Genomic DNA, 17,950 nt, shown 5'->3' on the forward strand with positions numbered 1-17,950 from the left:
AATGAATTTAGAAGAAATTATTTTCCTTTTCCAGACTTCAGAAATACTTACCTATGTCTCGTATTTCTTTATTATCAATATTACACTTATCTCTTTTGAAATCTGTCTTGATTTTTTTACCAAAAAAGAGCGAAGATGGAAAGACACCGGAGCCAATGTGGTCATTTTTTTTCTTGGGCAATTAATAGAAAAAACTGCGTTTGGATCTATTGGCATTATTTGCTTACTACCTTTTTATCATTTGTCTCCTTTTGATATCTCCATGAATGGTTGGACTTGGGCATTAAGTCTTCTTGCAGCAGATTTTACATATTATTGGATGCATAGACTAGAACACGAGCATCGCATTTTATGGGCTAATCATAGTGTACATCACTCCTCAGAGGATTATAATCTTACCGTAGCAATGCGATTAAGTATTATAGAGAGTGCTATAGAATGGATTTTTCTTATCCCGATGGTATTGATAGGGTTCAACCCATTTCAAACCATAATCTCATTAGTATTTATTGCTCAATATCAAACATGGATTCATACCGAAAGAATTGTAAAACTTGGATGGCTAGATGAAATCTTTAACACCCCTTCTGTGCACAGAGTACATCATGGTTCTAATCAAAAGTATCTGGATAAAAACTACGGTGGTTTTCTCATTATTTGGGACAAACTGTTTGAGACCTTTCAGAGAGAAGAAGAAAAGGTTGTCTATGGATTAACCAAAAATGTTAACTCCAATAACCCAATTACCATCAATTTTATCGAATATAAAAATATATGGAAAGATGTTAAGCAATGTAAATCCTGGCATGATCGGTTAAGAATCATATTTGGCAGCCTTATCTGGAGACCAGCATATTTCAAACAAAAAAATGAATAGATTAATCAATTTCTTCAAGCCCTAAACTTTCAAAGAAAATATCTACATCAAAATCATTTTCAAAAGCGAGTTCATAAAATTTCTTAGCCAACTCTTCATCTTTTTCTACCCCATCACCTAAGATATACATTGCAGCTACTTGGGCAGCCGCTTTACCATGCCCTAAGTTTGCTGCTTTTGTATAATACGATATTGCTTTTTCACTATCTTTAGGTATATTTTCATACCCAGTAGCATAATACGTTCCCAGGTTATACAATGCTCTAAGATTATTATTCTCTGCAGCCTTAATACACCATTGTAATGCTTTTTGAGCATCTTCTTCTACTCCAATTCCTTGGGTATAATACACACAAAGCTCAAACATAGCATCAGAATTTCCTTTGGTCGCAGATGCATGATGCGCCAAAAAAGATGCTTCTAAATTTTCTGTATAAGCATAACCACGGTACAACATATATCCTTTAAGTAAAGAAACTTCTCCACTTGCATCTTTTTTTTCTAATTCTTCAACCAAATCAATAATTTTGTTTGAAGGCACAGTAGTAAGATTAGCAAAATAGCATATTCTTATATATTTTATCCATGCATCTATCCCATACTCAGCTTCTGCTGCTTGCTTAAAATATGATATTGCTTTATCAGCATCCTGGTCCACACCAATGCCAACATAGTATATCATCCCAAGTTGATACCATCCAGCAGAGTTTCCAGAATTTGCAGACTTAGTATATAGATCGATCATCTCTACAACTTCAGTCGTATCCAGAAGTCCAATCATTAGATCTCCTCTATCAATTTTTTCTTTAATTTCTTGGGCTTTTTGATAATCTGTCATCTCGTTTTTAACATTTACTGTCATACAGCTAATAACAAAATACAGCATTATAGCAGTAACTGACAATAGTTTTTTCATTTAATTTATAAAAAAGATTCTCCCCAAAATAACACAAAACAAGGAGAACTTTCTGGTATAAGCAGATTCAAATTGCTTCAAATAATTTGCCTGGCAGAGGTTTTATTACCCCTTTAAGCTCTAAATTAAGTAAAACTGAAGCCGTTTTAAAAGTAGGAATCTGACACTGTAAAGCGATGACATCCAGTAGCTCTTTCCCATTATCATTTAAAAAGTTATAAATTTTCTTTTCGTATTCATCAAGCTCTACAAATAGTGTTTTTTGCACAGCAGGTTTTTCCTTTTCATCCAGCTCCCAGTTGAGCATATAGATAAGATCAGTAGCACTAGTAAGCATATGTGCCTGTTGCGTTTTGATTAGCATATTACAGCCTTTGCTTAGCGGGTCATGAGCTCTACCAGGTACCGCAAATACATCTCGATTATAAGAATTAGCAATTTCGGCAGTCACCAAAGATCCTCCTTTATTAGCACTTTCTACTACTATTGTAGCTTCACTAAGCCCTGCAATAATTCTATTGCGCCCAAGAAAGTTGTTTCTATCAAATGTATCAGTACTCCAAAAATCTGTAAAAAATCCTCCATTATTTTCAACCTGAGCTACATATTTTTTATGTGCTTTTGGATAAATTTGATTCAAGCCATGAGCTAAACATCCTATAGTTTGCAAATTATGTTTTACTGCTGCACGATGTGCTGCGATATCTACACCATATGCAAAGCCTGAAACAATAACTGGATTTAAAGGAGCTAATGTTTCAATTAACTCTTCACAAAACCGAACGCCATAGCTAGTCACCTGTCTTGTGCCTACAATACTAATGATCTTTTTCTTTTGAAGATCAATATTTCCTGAACTAAATAACACAACAGGTCCATCAATACAATGCTTTAACTTCTCTGGGTAATCTTGCTGGTCATACACATGATAGTTAATATTATTCTCTTGCATAAATATTAATTCATTTTCTGCAGCTTTACGATACTCGCTATTATGTATATCTTTAATTCTTACTTTACCAATACCATCAATTTTAAGAAGATTGTTAGTTTTCTCAGTAAGCACAGCTTCGGCACTACCCACTTCTCTTATTAGTTTTTTGATAGAGCTATCTCCAAGATTTTTTACTTTTTTAAGAGTTAGTATGGCCAGAAGTTTTTCGATAGTCATGTAATAGTTTGTAAGTCAATGCAAGTAACAAAAAAAATGCAAGATGTTAATAAATTCAACAGCTAGAGTTTAAATGAGTTTCATTTTTTTATACCTTTGGATATCTTAAAAAGCCAGTGTTTCTGGTGTTTTGATGATTAATTTTTTAGAAGGGGCAATAAATGAATACCACAGCTACATATATAAGCGAATTATTATACAGATATGAATGTGTAATCCTACCAGGTTTTGGAGCGTTTTTAACAAGACGTCAACCTGCTACGATCCAGGAATATACTAACACTTTTTGTCCTCCTAAAAAAGTAATCTCTTTTAATAGTCAATTGCAAAATAATGATGGCTTATTAGCCAACTATATTGCTTCTGCTCAAGGCATTTCTTATACTGATGCTGTTGCCAAAATACAGCGTTATGTATTATCTCTTAATGAAAAGATGGCGCAAGGGCAACATGTAGAACTAGATAAGATTGGTTCATTTTTTACCTCTGTAGAAAATACGTTACAATTTGAACCATTTCAAGAAGTAAATTATCTTACAGAAGCGTTTGGTCTTCATTCTTTTTCTTCTCCTAGTATAAGAAGAGAAGTTGAGACTACCAGAGAAGTATTCAAAAAGGAAGTTGAAGCAATTGAAGAAGTAACTCCTCTTACTTTTACTCCTGAAAAACGTCGTGAACGACCTTATCTTCAATACGCTGCTGTTGCTGCTATTGTTTTGGGTATCGGAGGTTTCTTTGGTTTGAAAAAAGTTAGTGATACAACGATTAGCCACAACAACAAAGAGTGGCAAAAAGCAAACCAAGAGATTGAAAATCAAATCCAGGAAGCAACTTTTGAAATTTCTAATCCTCTACCTGCCATTAATCTTAATCTTATAAAAGATACAGGAAGTGCTTCTTCTACTATTACCAAAACAACATCAGAAGCAACAAAAGGACAATTCCATATAGTTGCAGGTGCTTTTAGAGTTTCGGTGAATGCAGAAAACAAAGTTCGTAATCTTAAAAACCAAGGTTTTAACGCGAGCATTATAGGAACAAATAAGTACGGTCTACATCAAGTAGCCTATGAGAGTTATCAGAGCAGAGCAGAGGCATTACAAGCACTACAAAACATTAAAAAAGAACAAAATCCAAAGGCCTGGTTGCTGATTAAAAATTAGTTTTTGTATCTATTCAAATAGGATTTCTACATCATTATCGTCTCTAGTCTAGAGATATTCTATCTAATTGCATGTTTTTTAGATAATATATCACTGATTTTTGCCTAATAGTATCGACTTGATACTTCTTTTAGAACACCTAAATACCTATCAACTAATTTCTTCATTACGGCATTACCTTATATCTTTGCAAAAAGATAAAATTGCATGGAATCTAGACACCCTTCAGAATCTCTAACGACCTTAACCGACTTGGTACTAACCGGAGAAACGAATCCCTTAAACAATCTGTTTGGCGGAGAGCTTTTAGCACGTATGGATCGTGCAGCAGGAATTGCTGCAGGCAGACATTCTAGACGAATTGTAGTGACTGCTTCGGTAAATCATGTTGCTTTTAATAAAGCGATCCCATTAGGTAGTGTCGTAACAGTAGAAGCAAAAGTTTCTAGAGCATTTAGAACATCTATGGAAGTATATATTGATGTTTGGGTAGAAGATCGCCAAAGTGGAGACAAAACCAAAGCTAATGAAGCTATCTATACTTTTGTTGCTGTTAATGAAAGTGGCACTCCAGTTGCTGTGCCATCCATAGCTCCCGAAACCGAACTCGAAAAACAGCGATATGATGCTGCACTACGACGCAAACAATTAAGCCTTGTTCTTGCAGGAAAAATGAACCCAAATGACGCTACAGAATTGAAAGCATTGTTTGTGTAGTAAATCAGGTAAGCATTCTTTTGAAAAAAGAATAGCCACATTAATAGAGAGTTATCCTAAAAGAACAACTCTTTTTAATTAGGTTAATCTACTAGACAAATATCTTTATAAATACTTAATATTTATTTCCATTTCCCATTTAAAAAAGCTTTTAAATCAGGAAACACACCAATATAGGTGTTCGAAACAGCATTCCCATCAATCATTAATAAATATAGCTCATTGTTTTCGGTAATACCGATAAGATCATCCCAACCATTTTGATTTATGTCATTGGCAAAAAATTGTACAAATAATTTCATATTAGATTTAATTACATCAAAACCCGAATAAAACTCTGTACTATCCTGTCTAAACTTATACAAATGTAACTCATCCAGCCCTTGATGATACGCGATAAGATCATCTGTGCCATTATTACTCCAATTTCCAACTACATAATGAGTGTAATTACTCCAACCATGACTCACTTTTTTATAACCCGAATAAAACTCTGTATCATCATTCCTAAACTGATATAAATGCAACTCATCTAACCCGTGATGATACGCAATAAGATCATCTGTACCATTATTACTCCAATTCCCCACCAGAAAATTACTGTAATTTGACCAACCGTGACTCACTTTTTTATAGCCTGAATAAAATCCTGTGCCATCATATTTATACTGATACAAATGCAACTCATCTAACCCGTGATGATACGCAATAAGATCATCTATACCATTATTGCTCCAATTCCCTACCAGAAAATTACTATAATTTGACCAACCATGACTCACTTTTTTATAGCCCGAATAAAATCCTGTGCCATCATATTTATACTGATACAAATGCAACTCATCTAGCCCTTGATGATAAGCAATAAGATCATCTGTACCATTACTACTCCAATTCCCCACCAGAAAATTACTGTAATTTGACCAACCTCTTGAAATTGTGGTAATAGGATCCTCACAATTAGAACTAAAAGAAAATTTAACAATCTTTTCTCCCTGATTTACATAAAGAAGATTATTTGACAAACCAAATAAATCGCTAGTGTAAGAATTGTTTTTTAACCTTAGATTGTTAAATTCGGACTGTGGTTGTCCACATATATTTTGCTTTATAGCATCACAGATTCTTTCATGAGCAAAACTATTGTCATGGATATAGGCTTCTCCAACCGGGATTCCTCTAATCTTAAAAGCTGGAATTAATTTGTTGTTAAATTTATTATGATGGATTTCTATAGTATTTCCTGCTCTACGATCAATACATGGCTTACTATATTCTTTCTTTCCATGCATGTCAAAACTATAAGTCCATGAAGGTTGTCCTCCATGCCCGATAATGTTATACGAAGCTTCATAACTTTCATTTTCATGACCACTTCCAGCGATATCATGTCTGTTATATTCAAACGAATTACAAGTGATCAAACCATCAGAAACACCATTTTCTACAGTGTTAAATGATACTCCATACCCTAAACCATGTCTTAAATTATGATGAATAAAATTATTAATAATTTTATTATTTCTTGAGTTTTTTAAATGAATCCCCGCTTGCGACCATCCAGATATTTCGCAATTCTCTACTGTTAAATTATTAAATCCACATACAAAAATACCATCTGTTACCTCAGGTACATATGCATTATAGATGCTATCAATTTCAGATTGAGGTAAGTGGTCTATATCTTCAATATTTGTCAAAAAATCATTTCCTATAATCTTTATTCCGCTTATCGTTACATTATCCGATTCAACTCTAAATAATTTTCTTGGTTTCTGAAGTAAAGTTCGAGCAGGAATAGAAAATGTAGCGCCATATACCCCATTAACACCCCCACTTACTAATTTTATAGGTTTGTCTATTATAATAAAAGAACACTCGGTCGAGGTATTTGCATAACAGTCTCTAGACAAGTATTTACAATCATTATCATTAAATTCAAAAACAACATTATCTTTTATATAAATAACATCTCCTGGACTTGAATTATCTATTGTAGTTTGCAAATCTTCTTTTTTATCTACTATATGATCTGCACTAGCCTCAGAATATGTATTAACACTATACGGACAATCTGTATTAATTTTAGTGAATAATCCCTTTTGAAATTTTGAAATTTTGAGGCTCTGAAACGTACTCATCTCTACTACATGAGCAAAAAACAATAAAAACTACAACCCATATAATATTTTTTAACATATCATTAATTTAAGCATTAACACATTAATGTATGTCATGTAACATTAAAATGTTACCCTTTTTTATGAAATTATTTGATAAAAATCATGAATTAAACTAACAATAGCCCAATACAAATATTTACATTTTATACACCCAACTTTGTGGATTTAGTCGTTTGGCGTTTTGGTAAATTAAGAATTTCATAATTGCTCTACCAGTAGTTGGGTTGGTGCGTACTTCACCAATGGACTGTTTGGTAGTTACCTTTTGTCCTTCAATAACTGTTATGTTTTCAATATTATAATAAGTAGTAATATAATTACCATGACGAATCTGTACCAGACGACTAGCACCTTTTAATTTTTGGATTGCAATAACTTCTCCTTCAAAAATCGCTCTCGCTCGTTCTCCTGATCTCGTTTCGATTTCTACCCCACTACTATTGATTTGTATATTAGGTAGCGTAGGATGGGGCTGACGTCCAAACTTTTTAGTAATTCTACCTGTTCCTACAGGCCAAGGTAATTTTCCTTTATTTGAAGTAAAATTATCTGCTAATATTTTGGCTTCGGCAGTCAAAGCAAAAGTAGTCGCTGATCCTTTTTTAGTTACTTTTTTACCTGCCTTTTTGTTTGCTTTTGCTATCGCATCTCTGATCAACTTCTCTATTGCTTTATCGATAGCACTTGCTTGCTGTTCTTTCTGTTTAATTTGTTTGGTATAGACGCCTTGTTTTTTTCTAATAGACGCCATCAAAATCTGTTGTTCCTTTTTCTCTTCCTTTAGCTTTTCCTGAGCTTCTCTATTTTCTTCAATTAAACTCTGCTTATCTTTTTTTTGTTTAGACAGGTTAGCATTCAACTCCTGAAGTTCTTTGGCACTACTCTCTATTCGCTCAGCTTGCTCTTTACGATGTTCATTATATTGTTTCATGTATTGCAATCGCTTATACGCTTGTGCAAAATCGGATGAAGAAAGCAAGAACATGATTCTACTTTGATGAGATTTACTTTTATAGGACTTTGTAACCATCTTAGCATAATCCTTTTTTAGCGCAGCCAATTCTTTACGATAAACATCTATTTTTTTGAAATTTACATTAATCTCTCTTGTCAATAGATTCGTCTGTTGATTGGTTAGTTTTATTAAGTTTTTACGTGTTCCTATCTGCGAATTGATAGTTTCTACTTCATCTAGTACCGACTTCTCTTTGAGCTTATTGTTGGCTCGAAGCTGTTTCATTTGCACTATTTCTTCTCTAAGTCGTTGACGTTGCTCTTCAAGCTGTTGTTGTTTAGTACTTTGAGAAAACGAAGAAGCACATACCAATAGTAAACCTAAGAAAAATATAACCTTTAAAAATCTCATTGAACAGTAACTTGCTTATATCCTGATGGTATTTTAAACGGAAAACTCACCTTAGCATTGTAATCTACCGTTTTATAATCTATCTCAATTGTAGTTTTTTCATTATCCTGCAATGCTTCAATATAAATTCCTTTGGGAAAATCCTGGTTCCCTACTTTTTGATAGCTTTGATAATCGATTATTAAACCTCTATTCTCTAATGGCTGTTTTAATCGTTGTGAAGATATTTTAAACGTACTAGGATAAATCAAAAACAATCTTTCAAAAAGTGCTAATTCTGCTTTGGGTTGCAACTGATACGTTTTTCCTTCGATAGAAGATTTATACTTATCTTCTCTTAGATTAAAAAGTGCTTGCCCCAAAAGCATTTGTTGCACTTTATCAAAATTGAGATCAGTGCCCAGCCATTCGCTTAATAGTTTAAAATTTCCTTCAAAATAAGTGTTATTAACCTTTTCATAATAGCTAACCTTATCCGGAGTAATTAGTGCTTTCGCAAAAGTAATACCTAATATTTTTACACTCACCCAAATAGTTTTGTCCTTTTCTAATCGAAGTGTAGCATTGGGGCTAAACGATTGCTTACCATCATTATATTTTACTTTTAAGCGAGAATTTAGTGTTTTGAAGTTAAAAGAGTTATTATAATGGTTAGCAATGATTTTTTCTGCGTTTAATTTTTTAACTCTCGATTCACTTATTGCTTTAGTTCCTTTACAAGAATTCAATACAATCAAAGAAAGGCATAATAGATAAAAAAGTTTGTTCATTACCCTTTTAAGATTTTTTTTGAAGTTGATTCACTTTTTGTTGATATTTTAAAGCTTTTGCTGTATCGCCCAGTTTTTGGTATGCCTCACTAATTTGCTGATAAAAGTCAGACTCCATTTTTAGGTCTTCTATTACATAATCAATACCAAGCAGCAAGATTTCAATAGCTTCATCAGCTTTATCGAGATGAAGCAATGACACTCCATTTGCTAAATAGAAAATAGGTTGTGCAGGATACATTTCTAGCGCTAATTTACTCCCCAGTTCAGCTTTTTCATATCGTTTCAGATCTAATTGTAGCAATAGAATTCTCTTAAGCAGAGCAAAATCATTAGCATTATTAATTATACTTCTTTCATAAAAGTTAAGTGCTTGCTTTTTATTATCCTTTTTATAATAATAATGCCCCAACTCTGTAAACACTTTTACATTACTTTGACCATTCGAAAGTAAGGATATAATTGCTGCTAATTCAGATTCATACTTTGGTTCTCTTTCTATAAACAATAAAAAGTCATTAATCACTTTATATTTGGATTCGATATCAATTTTATCGCTTTTCAAAGTCGTTTTCATTGAACTAATAGCCTCTGGTATTTTATTTTTCTCGAGATAAAATTTGTATAAAGCTAGATGTACAAATTCTGATTTAGGTTTTTTCTCTAAAAGCAACCTAGCAGTTTTAAAAGCTTTTTCTTTTTGATTGCTCTTACTATAGAGGTAGATCAGGTTCAAATAATTTTGTTCTTCTTTTGGTTTTTCTTTGATTTTTTGCTCTAATCTACTTATTTGGCTATCGGGATTAGTAATTTTCGAAGAAATTCGTTTGCGCAAGCGATCTCGATAGAGATCTGCCCCATATTCATCATCCAATTCATCTAGTGCTATTAATGCATCATCGTATCGTTTTTCAAGAAAGTACAAGTTTGCCAATTGCTCTTTGAACATAGAGTTAAAGACAACGAGCTTTTCAACAATTTCAACAGATTCTTTATATTTACGTTGCTGAAAATAAGCTTCAAATAACAGCTCAAGAACAAATCTATTATTCGATTTTGCCTCAAGTACTTTCTCAAAGTTCTCTTCTGCTCTCTGGTATAGTTTTAGTTTTAAATAGTTTTTACCTAATTCGAAGTATAAAAAATCAGGTTTTGGATCAATTTCTATGCATTTTTCCAGCGATTCAATTGCTTTATCATAATTGGTAATTGCTTTTTGTTTAAGCGCTTCAAAAAAGTGCTCTTGAAATTCATCAGAAACGTTCCCGAGATCATCAATATTAACCTCTTGTTTTGGTTCAATTTCCTGAGAAAAAGCAACACTATATCCAATCCCGAAGAATAGAAATAAAATGTATATATGTTTCCAATTATTAATCATATAAATGTCTTACAATACCTGCATTGCATCATAAATTATTCCAAAACAGAATAGTCTCCAATACTTACTGTAGTGAAGTTCCCATCATAAACGGCATTGTTTCCTATCATAGCATTGTCTAAGTTAGCATTTTTTATGACAGTTTTAGTCTGAATTAAACTATTTTTGATAGTAGCATTATCAATAACACATCCATTACCAATAGAAACATTAGGACCTATAGTAGCATTTCTTAACGTTACTCCTTCTCCTATATAACAAGGAGCTATCACAGTAGAGTTTTCTTGTGTTACCATATCATCGACCAATTGCTCGCCATCATTTTGCAAAAACCCTAGCATTCTAGTATTGGTCTCTACAGTAACGTTTTTGTTTCCGCAATCCATCCATTCATCAACCTTACCTGGGACAAATACTTTTCCGTTACTCATCATTCTCTTGATACCATCATTAATCTGGTACTCTCCTCCATGAATAATATTATTATCCAGAACGTATTGTAATTCGTTCTTAAGAACCGCAACATCTTTAAAATAATATATTCCTATAACAGCAAGATCAGATATAAAATCTTTAGGTTTCTCTACTAATTCTACAATCTGGTTATTATCATTTAGTTTTACTACACCAAAAGCTTCTGGTCGCTCTACTTGTTTAACCCAGATCACAGAATCTGCTTCTTTATCCAAATTAAAATCTGCTCTTATCAATGTATCTGCATATGCAATTACTGCTGGTCCGGACAAAGATTCTTTGGCACACATAATAGCATGACCCGTGCCTAAGGGTTCATCTTGTCTGTATATTGATGCTTTTGCCCCCAGGCTTTCTGCCAATTCTGTTAAACTAGCCACTACGTCATCACCAAAAAATGCGGGATCCCCCAATACAAAGGCTACTTCTTCAATTGGTTCTCCCAGAACTCTGGCAATATCGGATACTAATCTATGCACTATTGATTTTCCTGCAACAGGAATTAAGGGTTTAGGAACAGTAAGGGTGTGAGGCCTTAGTCTAGACCCCCTTCCTGCCATAGGAACAATAATTTTCATTTTTTATGTTTTGATTGTTTTGTTGATACTTTATTTAACCCCAGTACTACCAAATCCTCCTTCTCCTCTAGAAGTCTCTGACAGTTCTGATACCGCTATCCATTCTGCACGTTCATGTTTTGCAATTACCAATTGAGCCACTCTTTCTCCATTTTCAATAGTAAAATCTTCGTTGGAAAGATTTACTAAAATCACTCCTATCTCTCCTCTATAATCCGCATCGATAGTTCCTGGTGCATTGAGTACAGTAACTCCATTTTTGGCTGACAATCCACTACGAGGACGAACCTGCGCCTCATATCCTACAGGCAATTCTATAAACAATCCTGTTTTTACGATCGTTCTACCTAAAGGTTTTAACGTTATTGATTCAGTAATATTTGCTCTTAGATCCATCCCTGCCGAAGCAATGGTTTCGTAATGAGGTAAATCATGAGATGACTTATTAATAATTTTTATTTGCATACGTATTTTTACACTCCAATTTCAGGAGTTCACATTTTTTATTTTCTTAAAATTTGTTTTAGTTCTTTCTTTTCTGAGGCGTACAAAATTACTAAAAACCCGAGTAACAATGGAATAGAAATTATATAATTACTATCAAAAACATAAAATGATAAAATCGAAAAACCAATAGAAAGAGCAAGGTACATTCCTATTTTTTTCAAATTATAAGGTATCGGGTAGTATTTTTTGCCATAGTACCAGGATAGTATCATCATAGATCCATATGCCGCCAAAGTGGCTATTGCTGATCCAAGATAACTATACTTAGGTATTAGTATAAAGTTTAAAGCTAATGTAATTACTCCACCAATGACTGATATATAGGCTCCAAATCTAGTTCTGTCTGTAATCTTATACCAAACAGAGAGATTATGGTAAATGCCCAAACATAAGTTAGCTAGTAAAATAATGGGGACAATTTTTACAGCTTCCCAATATGATTGATCTCTTATTATAAAATCTTTTAACACATGTACAAAAACGACAACTCCAAGCAAAATAACAGCTCCAAACGCCACAAAATACTTGGTTATTCTAGCATATGTTTCGGGAGCATTTTTATTTTCAGAATAATTAAAGAAAAAAGGCTCTATTCCTAGTCGAAAAGCTGTAGCAAACAAAGTCATAAACAATGCTAGCTTATAACATGCTGAATACACACCTACTAGATGATCAGCCACATCTTCCGGCAATAAATAATCTAAGAGTATCCTGTCAAATGTTTCATTGATTGAATACGCTACTCCAGCAATAAGAACTGGAAATGCATAACGCATCATTTTTTTCCACAGTAGCTTATCAAACTTGTATTTTATTTTAGTATAAAATGGGACTAGCAACAGTAGAGTTAGCCCACTTGCAATCAAATTAGAAATAAAAATGTAATTAATCTCATAATTCTCAAATGTAATGCTTTTTAGAATTTGAAAATTTTCTGACGCCTTCTTTAAGTATATCAAAAGAAAAACATTCAACCCTAAATTGACGATTACATTTAGGATCTTAACAAATGAATATCGCATTGGTCTTTCATTTGCTCTAAGCCAGGCAAAAGGAATAATTACCAATGCATCTAACAAAAGAATATAAATAACAAGTGTTATATGATCAACTCTTATGTTAGTTAATAATGCAATATGGTCTTTAAACAACAGTGCTAAAACAAAAAAGCCAATTGATGATACAATTAAGGATAACGCAGATGTACTTACTACTGCATCTTTATCAGATTCCTTATTAAAAAACCTAAAAAAAGCTGTTTCCATACCATACGCTAATATCACATTGAATAAAACGAAATACGAAAATATAATCGAAATTTTACCATATTCTTCAGTTGGTAACAAATCAGTATACAATGGAACTAGTATAAAAGACAGCATACGAGGAAGCACAGTTGCCAGCCCGTAGATAAAAGTTTGCTTAAAGAGTTTTTGAAATATGCCCAATTGGTGATGTACTTGTAATCGTAAAAATACAATTTATTGCTTCTTTCTCGTTGGATACGCCTGCAATTCTTTTTCTGGTATATTTTCTAGCTTAAAAAAACCTTGTTTACCATTATTCATATAACTTATCATACATTCATTATCGGCTAATTCAAAAGGTATTTTTTCTTCTATTTCGGGTAACTGATTTTTAAATTCTTCTTTTGGATCATCACTCATAATCAAATCTCGTGGTTTAGTAGCTTTTGTATAATGACCAACATATACCAACTCATTGGTCTTATGCCCCAATTTTATCTTCTTCCCCCTAAAATATGCATATTCTAACTTAACATCTGATACAGCATCCACCTCTAGATATATCATAAACCCAGAACCACCGCCCTCTACCCCGGCTATCCATTCCTGAAAATAGGTGTTTTTAATCTCTATAGGGCTTTTTTTATCTATCTGCTGACTACTTGCACATTGTATATGCATGATAAGTAATAACAAAAGGCTAATAGTAATACTTGTCGTTTTCAAATTAATCATTTTTGATATTTTAAACTATTGAAAAACAAAATTGATACCAAAAGTAAAATCATAGCACTTTGGATTCACTAAAGATATAAAAATGCTCAACACCTTATTAAAAAATAAAAAACCTCATAAGAAAACTTATGAGGTTTGATATAAGATTATAATTTACAAGATTTTCTACATACGAAAACAATCTAAATATTTTCTTTAGTTATTTAGAGCTTCTGCACCACCAACAATCTCAAGGATTTCATTGGTAATAGAAGCTTGTCTAGCTTTGTTATATGACAATTTAAGAGCATCTCTAAGCTCAGTCGCATTATCTGTTGCCTTATGCATTGCTGTCATACGAGCACCATGCTCAGACGCAAATGAATCACGTATTGCTTTATACAATTGTGTCTTAAGCGACTTTGGTATCAATTGCTCTACGATCTCTTCTTTTGAAGGCTCAAAGATGTAATCTAGATTTGCACTCTTCTCACCTTCTACAGGTACAATTGGTAAAAATTGCTCTGTAGTAACATCTTGAGAAGCGGCATTTCTAAATTTATTATATACAATTACGATTTTATCATAAGATCCATTAACAAAATGCTCCATTAATTCTTCTGCAATAGCTGCAACATTAGCAAATGTAAGGTCGTCAAAAACTTCGCTTTTATTAGCAATTACGGTATGCGTTTTAGATACTATATCATTTACTTTCTTACCAATAGTAACAAAGTCAACCTGCTTACCTACATACTTGTTTTCGTAAAGCTCCCTAACTCCTTTAACAATATTAGAATTAAATGCACCAGCCAAACCACGATTAGACGCAATTGCTACCACCAAAACTTTATTGACTTCGCGCTGCTCTGCATAAGAACTTACACTATCCCCCTCAAGAGAGGCACTTAAGCTTTGTAACAGCTCGGTAAGTTTATCCGCATAAGGACGCATTGCAGTAATTGCCATCTGTGCCTTATTCAACTTTGCAGCAGATACCATTTTCATAGCACTGGTGATTTGCATCGTTGATGATACAGAGGTAATTCTACTACGTAATTCTTTTAAATTAGCCATTTTTTATACTTATGAATTCAGAAAATTTCTTAATTCAGCCTTTAATTATGCCTTATACTTGGCAGAAATTTCTTTACAAGCTGAAAGTAACACATCAGTTACCTCGTCGGTAAGTTTCCCTGCCTTTAAAGTATCTAGTGTATCTCTATGCTTAGCATTAAGATATTCTATAAAATCACTTTCGAATTCTTTAATTTTATTTACAGGAACATCTCTAAGTAAGTTCTTAGATCCTGCATAAATAATCGCAATCTGATCTTCTACTGTATATGGATCGTTCTGTGCTTGCTTAAGAATTTCAACATTACGTTTTCCTTTTTCGATTACATTTAATGTAGCTGCATCAAGATCAGATCCGAACTTAGCAAATGCTTCTAATTCACGGAACTGTGCTTGATCTAATTTTAATGTACCTGCTACTTTTTTCATCGATTTAATCTGGGCAGACCCCCCTACACGAGATACAGAGATACCTACGTTAATTGCGGGACGAACACCTGAGTTAAATAAATCAGAAGTTAAGAATATCTGACCATCTGTAATCGAAATCACGTTTGTTGGGATATATGCAGATACATCACCCGCTTGTGTTTCGATAATTGGTAGTGCAGTTAATGAACCTCCTCCTTTTACTTTAGATTTTAAAGAATCAGGAAGGTCATTCATATCCTTGGCAATATTATCATCTGCAATAACTTTTGCAGAACGCTCTAATAATCTTGAGTGAAGATAGAATACATCTCCAGGATATGCTTCACGACCTGGTGGACGACGTAATAATAATGACACCTCACGATACGCAACCGCTTGCTTAGATAAATCATCATAGATAATTAAAGCAGGGCGTCCTGTATCACGAAAATATTCTCCAATCGCTGCACCAGCAAACGGAGCATAAACCTGCATTGGAGCAGGATCAGAAGCGTTAGCCGCTACAATAGTAGTATATGCCAATGCTCCTTTATCTTCTAATACTTTAGCAATACCTGCTACTGTAGATGCTTTTTGACCAATAGCCACATATATACAGTATACCGGCTCACCAGCATCATAAAATTCTTTTTGGTTTAGGATAGTATCAATACATACAGTTGTTTTACCTGTCTGACGATCACCAATCACTAACTCACGTTGCCCTCTTCCGATTGGCACCATCGCATCAATAGATTTGATACCAGTTTGAAGAGGTTCGTTTACCGGTTGACGGAAAACTACACCAGGTGCTTTACGCTCTAACGGCATTTCGAAAGTTTCACCTTCGATTGCACCTTTACCATCAATAGGTGTTCCTAGTGTATCTACTACACGACCTACGATTCCCTCTCCAACGTTAATAGATGCAATACGCTGTGTACGTTTTACAGTTGCACCTTCCTTAACTTCTGTTGAAGAACCTAAAAGTACTACCCCAACATTATCCTCTTCTAAATTAAGTACGATACCTTCTAAGCCAGATTCGAATTGTACTAATTCTCCATATTGAGCATTAGACAAGCCGTATACTCTGGCGATACCATCACCTATTTGTAATACTGTACCTACCTCTTCTAATGAAGCTGATGCTTCAAATCCAGATAATTGTTGTTTTAATATTGCTGATACTTCAGCAGGATTCACTTCTGCCATTTTATAATAGTTTGAAAGAATGAGTATACACACTCATTCTCTTATTATTAAATTTATATTTTAAAACGTATGTATTAATTGCTTAATTCTCTTCTTAGACTAGTGAGCTTATGTGCTATACTAGCATTATACTGTAAATCACCAACTCTCAAAATAAATCCACCGATAATACTTTCATCGATTACATTTTCTAAGTTAGCTTCGTTTCCAGTTAGCTCCTTTACCTTAGCCTGTACTTTATCACTTAGCCCTTTATCCAAAGGCACTGCTGTGGTAACTTTTGCCACCTGTCTATTATTTAACTGATCATACAAAACAGTATACTGCTTAGCGACATCAGCTAGTAAACTTACTCTTTTATTCTCGATTAACACATCAAAAACTTTTTGAGTAATCTCACTTGTACTTTTAAAGATCTCACGTAATGAAGCCAATTTTACATCACCTTTGATCAATGGGCTATTTAAAACCATTCTGAGCTCAGCGCTATCACCTATTGTAGCGATAATACTTTGCATATCTTTCTGAACATTTTCAGTGGCTTTTTTATCTTGAGCTAAACTCAAAACTGCCTTAGCATAACGTATTGCTGCTCTACTCATCTAATATTAGTTTAAAGTAACATCTTCTAACATAGACTCAACTAATTCTAGTTGCTTTCCTTCGTTAGATAATTCTTTTCTTACTACCTTTTCTGCTATCTCTACAGAAAGTCCAGCTACTTGGTTCTTAAGATCAGCCAATGCAGCTTTCTTTTCACTAGCGATAGTCGCTTGTGCTTGTGCTACAATTTTATCAGCTTCAGCTTGTGCTTCTGATTTTGCATCAGAAATCATATTTTCTTTAAGCTGTCTTGCTTCTTTGAGCATTCCATCACGCTCTGCTCTAGCTTCATTTAAGATTCTTTCGTTATCAGCTTGAAGGTTTTGCATTTCTTTTCTTGCTTCTTCTGCAGACTCCAATGCATTTTTAATACCTTCTTCACGATCATTTACTGCATTAAGAATTGGTTTCCAAGCGAATTTTCTCAATAATAATAGTAAACCTACAAAGATTAAAATCTGCCAGAAAAACAGACCAAACGAAAAATCATTTATTAACTTCTCCATTATTAATTATATTATTTTCTTTATTGTTTAATTTTTTAAAAATCTAATTAACAACAGCTACAACCAACCGTTAT

17 protein-coding genes are annotated in these 17,950 nt (G+C 33.5%); 3 read left to right on the forward strand and 14 right to left on the reverse strand.

The window, feature by feature from the left end; genetic code table 11:
• Position 1 precedes the first annotated feature (1 nt).
• Positions 2-877, forward strand: a complete 876-nt coding sequence (locus C1X07_RS05545; RefSeq protein WP_103068995.1) for a sterol desaturase family protein — start codon at positions 2-4, stop codon at positions 875-877.
• Between the two features lies 1 nt (position 878).
• Here the strand turns inward: C1X07_RS05545 and C1X07_RS05550 are convergent, their stop codons facing one another.
• Complete coding sequence (locus tag C1X07_RS05550) at positions 879-1,793, reverse strand: tetratricopeptide repeat protein (RefSeq protein ID WP_103068996.1); 915 nt, start codon at positions 1,791-1,793, stop codon at positions 879-881.
• A gap of 67 nt (positions 1,794-1,860) precedes the next feature.
• The gene (gene dprA / locus C1X07_RS05555) at positions 1,861-2,964 is read right to left on the reverse strand and encodes a DNA-processing protein DprA (protein WP_103068997.1); all 1,104 of its coding nucleotides are present in this window, start codon (positions 2,962-2,964) and stop codon (positions 1,861-1,863) included.
• A gap of 161 nt (positions 2,965-3,125) precedes the next feature.
• Between dprA and C1X07_RS05560 the strand changes: the two genes are divergently transcribed.
• Together C1X07_RS05560 and C1X07_RS05565 are read left to right on the forward strand one after the other, a co-directional pair.
• Positions 3,126-4,127 (forward strand): HU domain-containing protein, encoded by a 1,002-nt coding sequence (locus C1X07_RS05560; protein WP_103068998.1) that lies wholly within the window; start codon positions 3,126-3,128, stop codon positions 4,125-4,127.
• Positions 4,128-4,334: 207 nt separating this feature from the next.
• A complete protein-coding gene (locus C1X07_RS05565) occupies positions 4,335-4,844 on the forward strand; it encodes an acyl-CoA thioesterase (RefSeq protein ID WP_103068999.1) in 510 nt (169 codons plus the stop codon).
• A 122-nt stretch (positions 4,845-4,966) separates the two neighbouring features.
• Here C1X07_RS05565 and C1X07_RS05570 read toward each other — a convergent pair whose 3' ends face one another.
• The 12 genes from C1X07_RS05570 to C1X07_RS05625 form a co-directional block, all read right to left on the reverse strand.
• On the reverse strand, positions 4,967-6,985 hold the full coding sequence (locus tag C1X07_RS05570; protein WP_103069000.1) for a NosD domain-containing protein: 2,019 nt from the start codon (positions 6,983-6,985) through the stop codon (positions 4,967-4,969).
• A 178-nt stretch (positions 6,986-7,163) separates the two neighbouring features.
• Positions 7,164-8,393: a murein hydrolase activator EnvC family protein gene (locus C1X07_RS05575; RefSeq protein WP_103069001.1), complete on the reverse strand. Its 1,230-nt coding sequence runs from the start codon at positions 8,391-8,393 to the stop codon at positions 7,164-7,166.
• Positions 8,390-9,163 carry a DUF4292 domain-containing protein gene (locus tag C1X07_RS05580; RefSeq protein ID WP_103069002.1) on the reverse strand — a complete coding sequence of 258 codons (774 nt, stop codon included), beginning with the start codon at positions 9,161-9,163 and terminating at the stop codon, positions 8,390-8,392. Before C1X07_RS05580 ends, C1X07_RS05575 begins: the two co-directional genes overlap by 4 nt.
• Positions 9,164-9,170: 7 nt before the next feature.
• The gene (locus tag C1X07_RS05585) at positions 9,171-10,544 is read right to left on the reverse strand and encodes a tetratricopeptide repeat protein (protein ID WP_103069003.1); all 1,374 of its coding nucleotides are present in this window, start codon (positions 10,542-10,544) and stop codon (positions 9,171-9,173) included.
• A gap of 35 nt (positions 10,545-10,579) precedes the next feature.
• Complete coding sequence (locus tag C1X07_RS05590) at positions 10,580-11,596, reverse strand: sugar phosphate nucleotidyltransferase (protein WP_103069004.1); 1,017 nt, start codon at positions 11,594-11,596, stop codon at positions 10,580-10,582.
• Positions 11,597-11,626: 30 nt separating this feature from the next.
• Complete coding sequence (dut, locus tag C1X07_RS05595; protein WP_103069005.1) at positions 11,627-12,061, reverse strand: dUTP diphosphatase; 435 nt, start codon at positions 12,059-12,061, stop codon at positions 11,627-11,629.
• Between the two features lie 38 nt (positions 12,062-12,099).
• On the reverse strand, positions 12,100-13,551 hold the full coding sequence (locus tag C1X07_RS05600; RefSeq protein WP_103069006.1) for an oligosaccharide flippase family protein: 1,452 nt from the start codon (positions 13,549-13,551) through the stop codon (positions 12,100-12,102).
• A gap of 33 nt (positions 13,552-13,584) precedes the next feature.
• Positions 13,585-14,085 carry a hypothetical protein gene (locus C1X07_RS05605; RefSeq protein ID WP_128755202.1) on the reverse strand — a complete coding sequence of 167 codons (501 nt, stop codon included), beginning with the start codon at positions 14,083-14,085 and terminating at the stop codon, positions 13,585-13,587.
• Between the two features lie 195 nt (positions 14,086-14,280).
• Positions 14,281-15,141: an ATP synthase F1 subunit gamma gene (atpG, locus tag C1X07_RS05610; protein ID WP_103069008.1), complete on the reverse strand. Its 861-nt coding sequence runs from the start codon at positions 15,139-15,141 to the stop codon at positions 14,281-14,283.
• Between the two features lie 45 nt (positions 15,142-15,186).
• Entirely contained in the window at positions 15,187-16,767 is a 1,581-nt protein-coding gene (gene atpA, locus C1X07_RS05615; RefSeq protein ID WP_103069009.1) for a F0F1 ATP synthase subunit alpha, read from the reverse strand.
• Between the two features lie 74 nt (positions 16,768-16,841).
• A complete protein-coding gene (atpH, locus tag C1X07_RS05620; protein ID WP_103069010.1) occupies positions 16,842-17,369 on the reverse strand; it encodes an ATP synthase F1 subunit delta in 528 nt (175 codons plus the stop codon).
• A 6-nt stretch (positions 17,370-17,375) separates the two neighbouring features.
• The gene (locus C1X07_RS05625; protein ID WP_103069011.1) at positions 17,376-17,876 is read right to left on the reverse strand and encodes a F0F1 ATP synthase subunit B; all 501 of its coding nucleotides are present in this window, start codon (positions 17,874-17,876) and stop codon (positions 17,376-17,378) included.
• Positions 17,877-17,950: the final 74 nt, after the last annotated feature.

Source organism: Aquimarina sediminis, from assembly GCF_002895435.1.
Taxonomy (GTDB): Bacteria; Bacteroidota; Bacteroidia; order Flavobacteriales; family Flavobacteriaceae; genus Aquimarina; species Aquimarina sediminis.

Bases quoted from the DNA above. Each gene is read 5' to 3' on its own strand.
- C1X07_RS05565 (WP_103068999.1), top strand. From the start codon at position 4,335: ATGGAATCTAGACACCCTTCAGAATCTCTAACGACCTTAACCGACTTG.
- C1X07_RS05545 (WP_103068995.1), top strand. From the start codon at position 2: ATGAATTTAGAAGAAATTATTTTCCTTTTCCAGACTTCAGAAATACTT.
- C1X07_RS05550 (WP_103068996.1), bottom strand. From the start codon at position 1,793: ATGAAAAAACTATTGTCAGTTACTGCTATAATGCTGTATTTTGTTATT.
- atpG (WP_103069008.1), bottom strand. From the start codon at position 15,141: ATGGCTAATTTAAAAGAATTACGTAGTAGAATTACCTCTGTATCATCA.
- C1X07_RS05575 (WP_103069001.1), bottom strand. From the start codon at position 8,393: ATGAGATTTTTAAAGGTTATATTTTTCTTAGGTTTACTATTGGTATGT.
- C1X07_RS05605 (WP_128755202.1), bottom strand. From the start codon at position 14,085: ATGATTAATTTGAAAACGACAAGTATTACTATTAGCCTTTTGTTATTA.
- C1X07_RS05590 (WP_103069004.1), bottom strand. From the start codon at position 11,596: ATGAAAATTATTGTTCCTATGGCAGGAAGGGGGTCTAGACTAAGGCCT.
- atpA (WP_103069009.1), bottom strand. From the start codon at position 16,767: ATGGCAGAAGTGAATCCTGCTGAAGTATCAGCAATATTAAAACAACAA.
- dprA (WP_103068997.1), bottom strand. From the start codon at position 2,964: ATGACTATCGAAAAACTTCTGGCCATACTAACTCTTAAAAAAGTAAAA.
- C1X07_RS05625 (WP_103069011.1), bottom strand. From the start codon at position 17,876: ATGGAGAAGTTAATAAATGATTTTTCGTTTGGTCTGTTTTTCTGGCAG.
- C1X07_RS05580 (WP_103069002.1), bottom strand. From the start codon at position 9,163: ATGAACAAACTTTTTTATCTATTATGCCTTTCTTTGATTGTATTGAAT.
- dut (WP_103069005.1), bottom strand. From the start codon at position 12,061: ATGCAAATAAAAATTATTAATAAGTCATCTCATGATTTACCTCATTAC.
- C1X07_RS05560 (WP_103068998.1), top strand. From the start codon at position 3,126: ATGAATACCACAGCTACATATATAAGCGAATTATTATACAGATATGAA.
- atpH (WP_103069010.1), bottom strand. From the start codon at position 17,369: ATGAGTAGAGCAGCAATACGTTATGCTAAGGCAGTTTTGAGTTTAGCT.
- C1X07_RS05585 (WP_103069003.1), bottom strand. From the start codon at position 10,544: ATGATTAATAATTGGAAACATATATACATTTTATTTCTATTCTTCGGG.
- C1X07_RS05570 (WP_103069000.1), bottom strand. From the start codon at position 6,985: ATGAGTACGTTTCAGAGCCTCAAAATTTCAAAATTTCAAAAGGGATTA.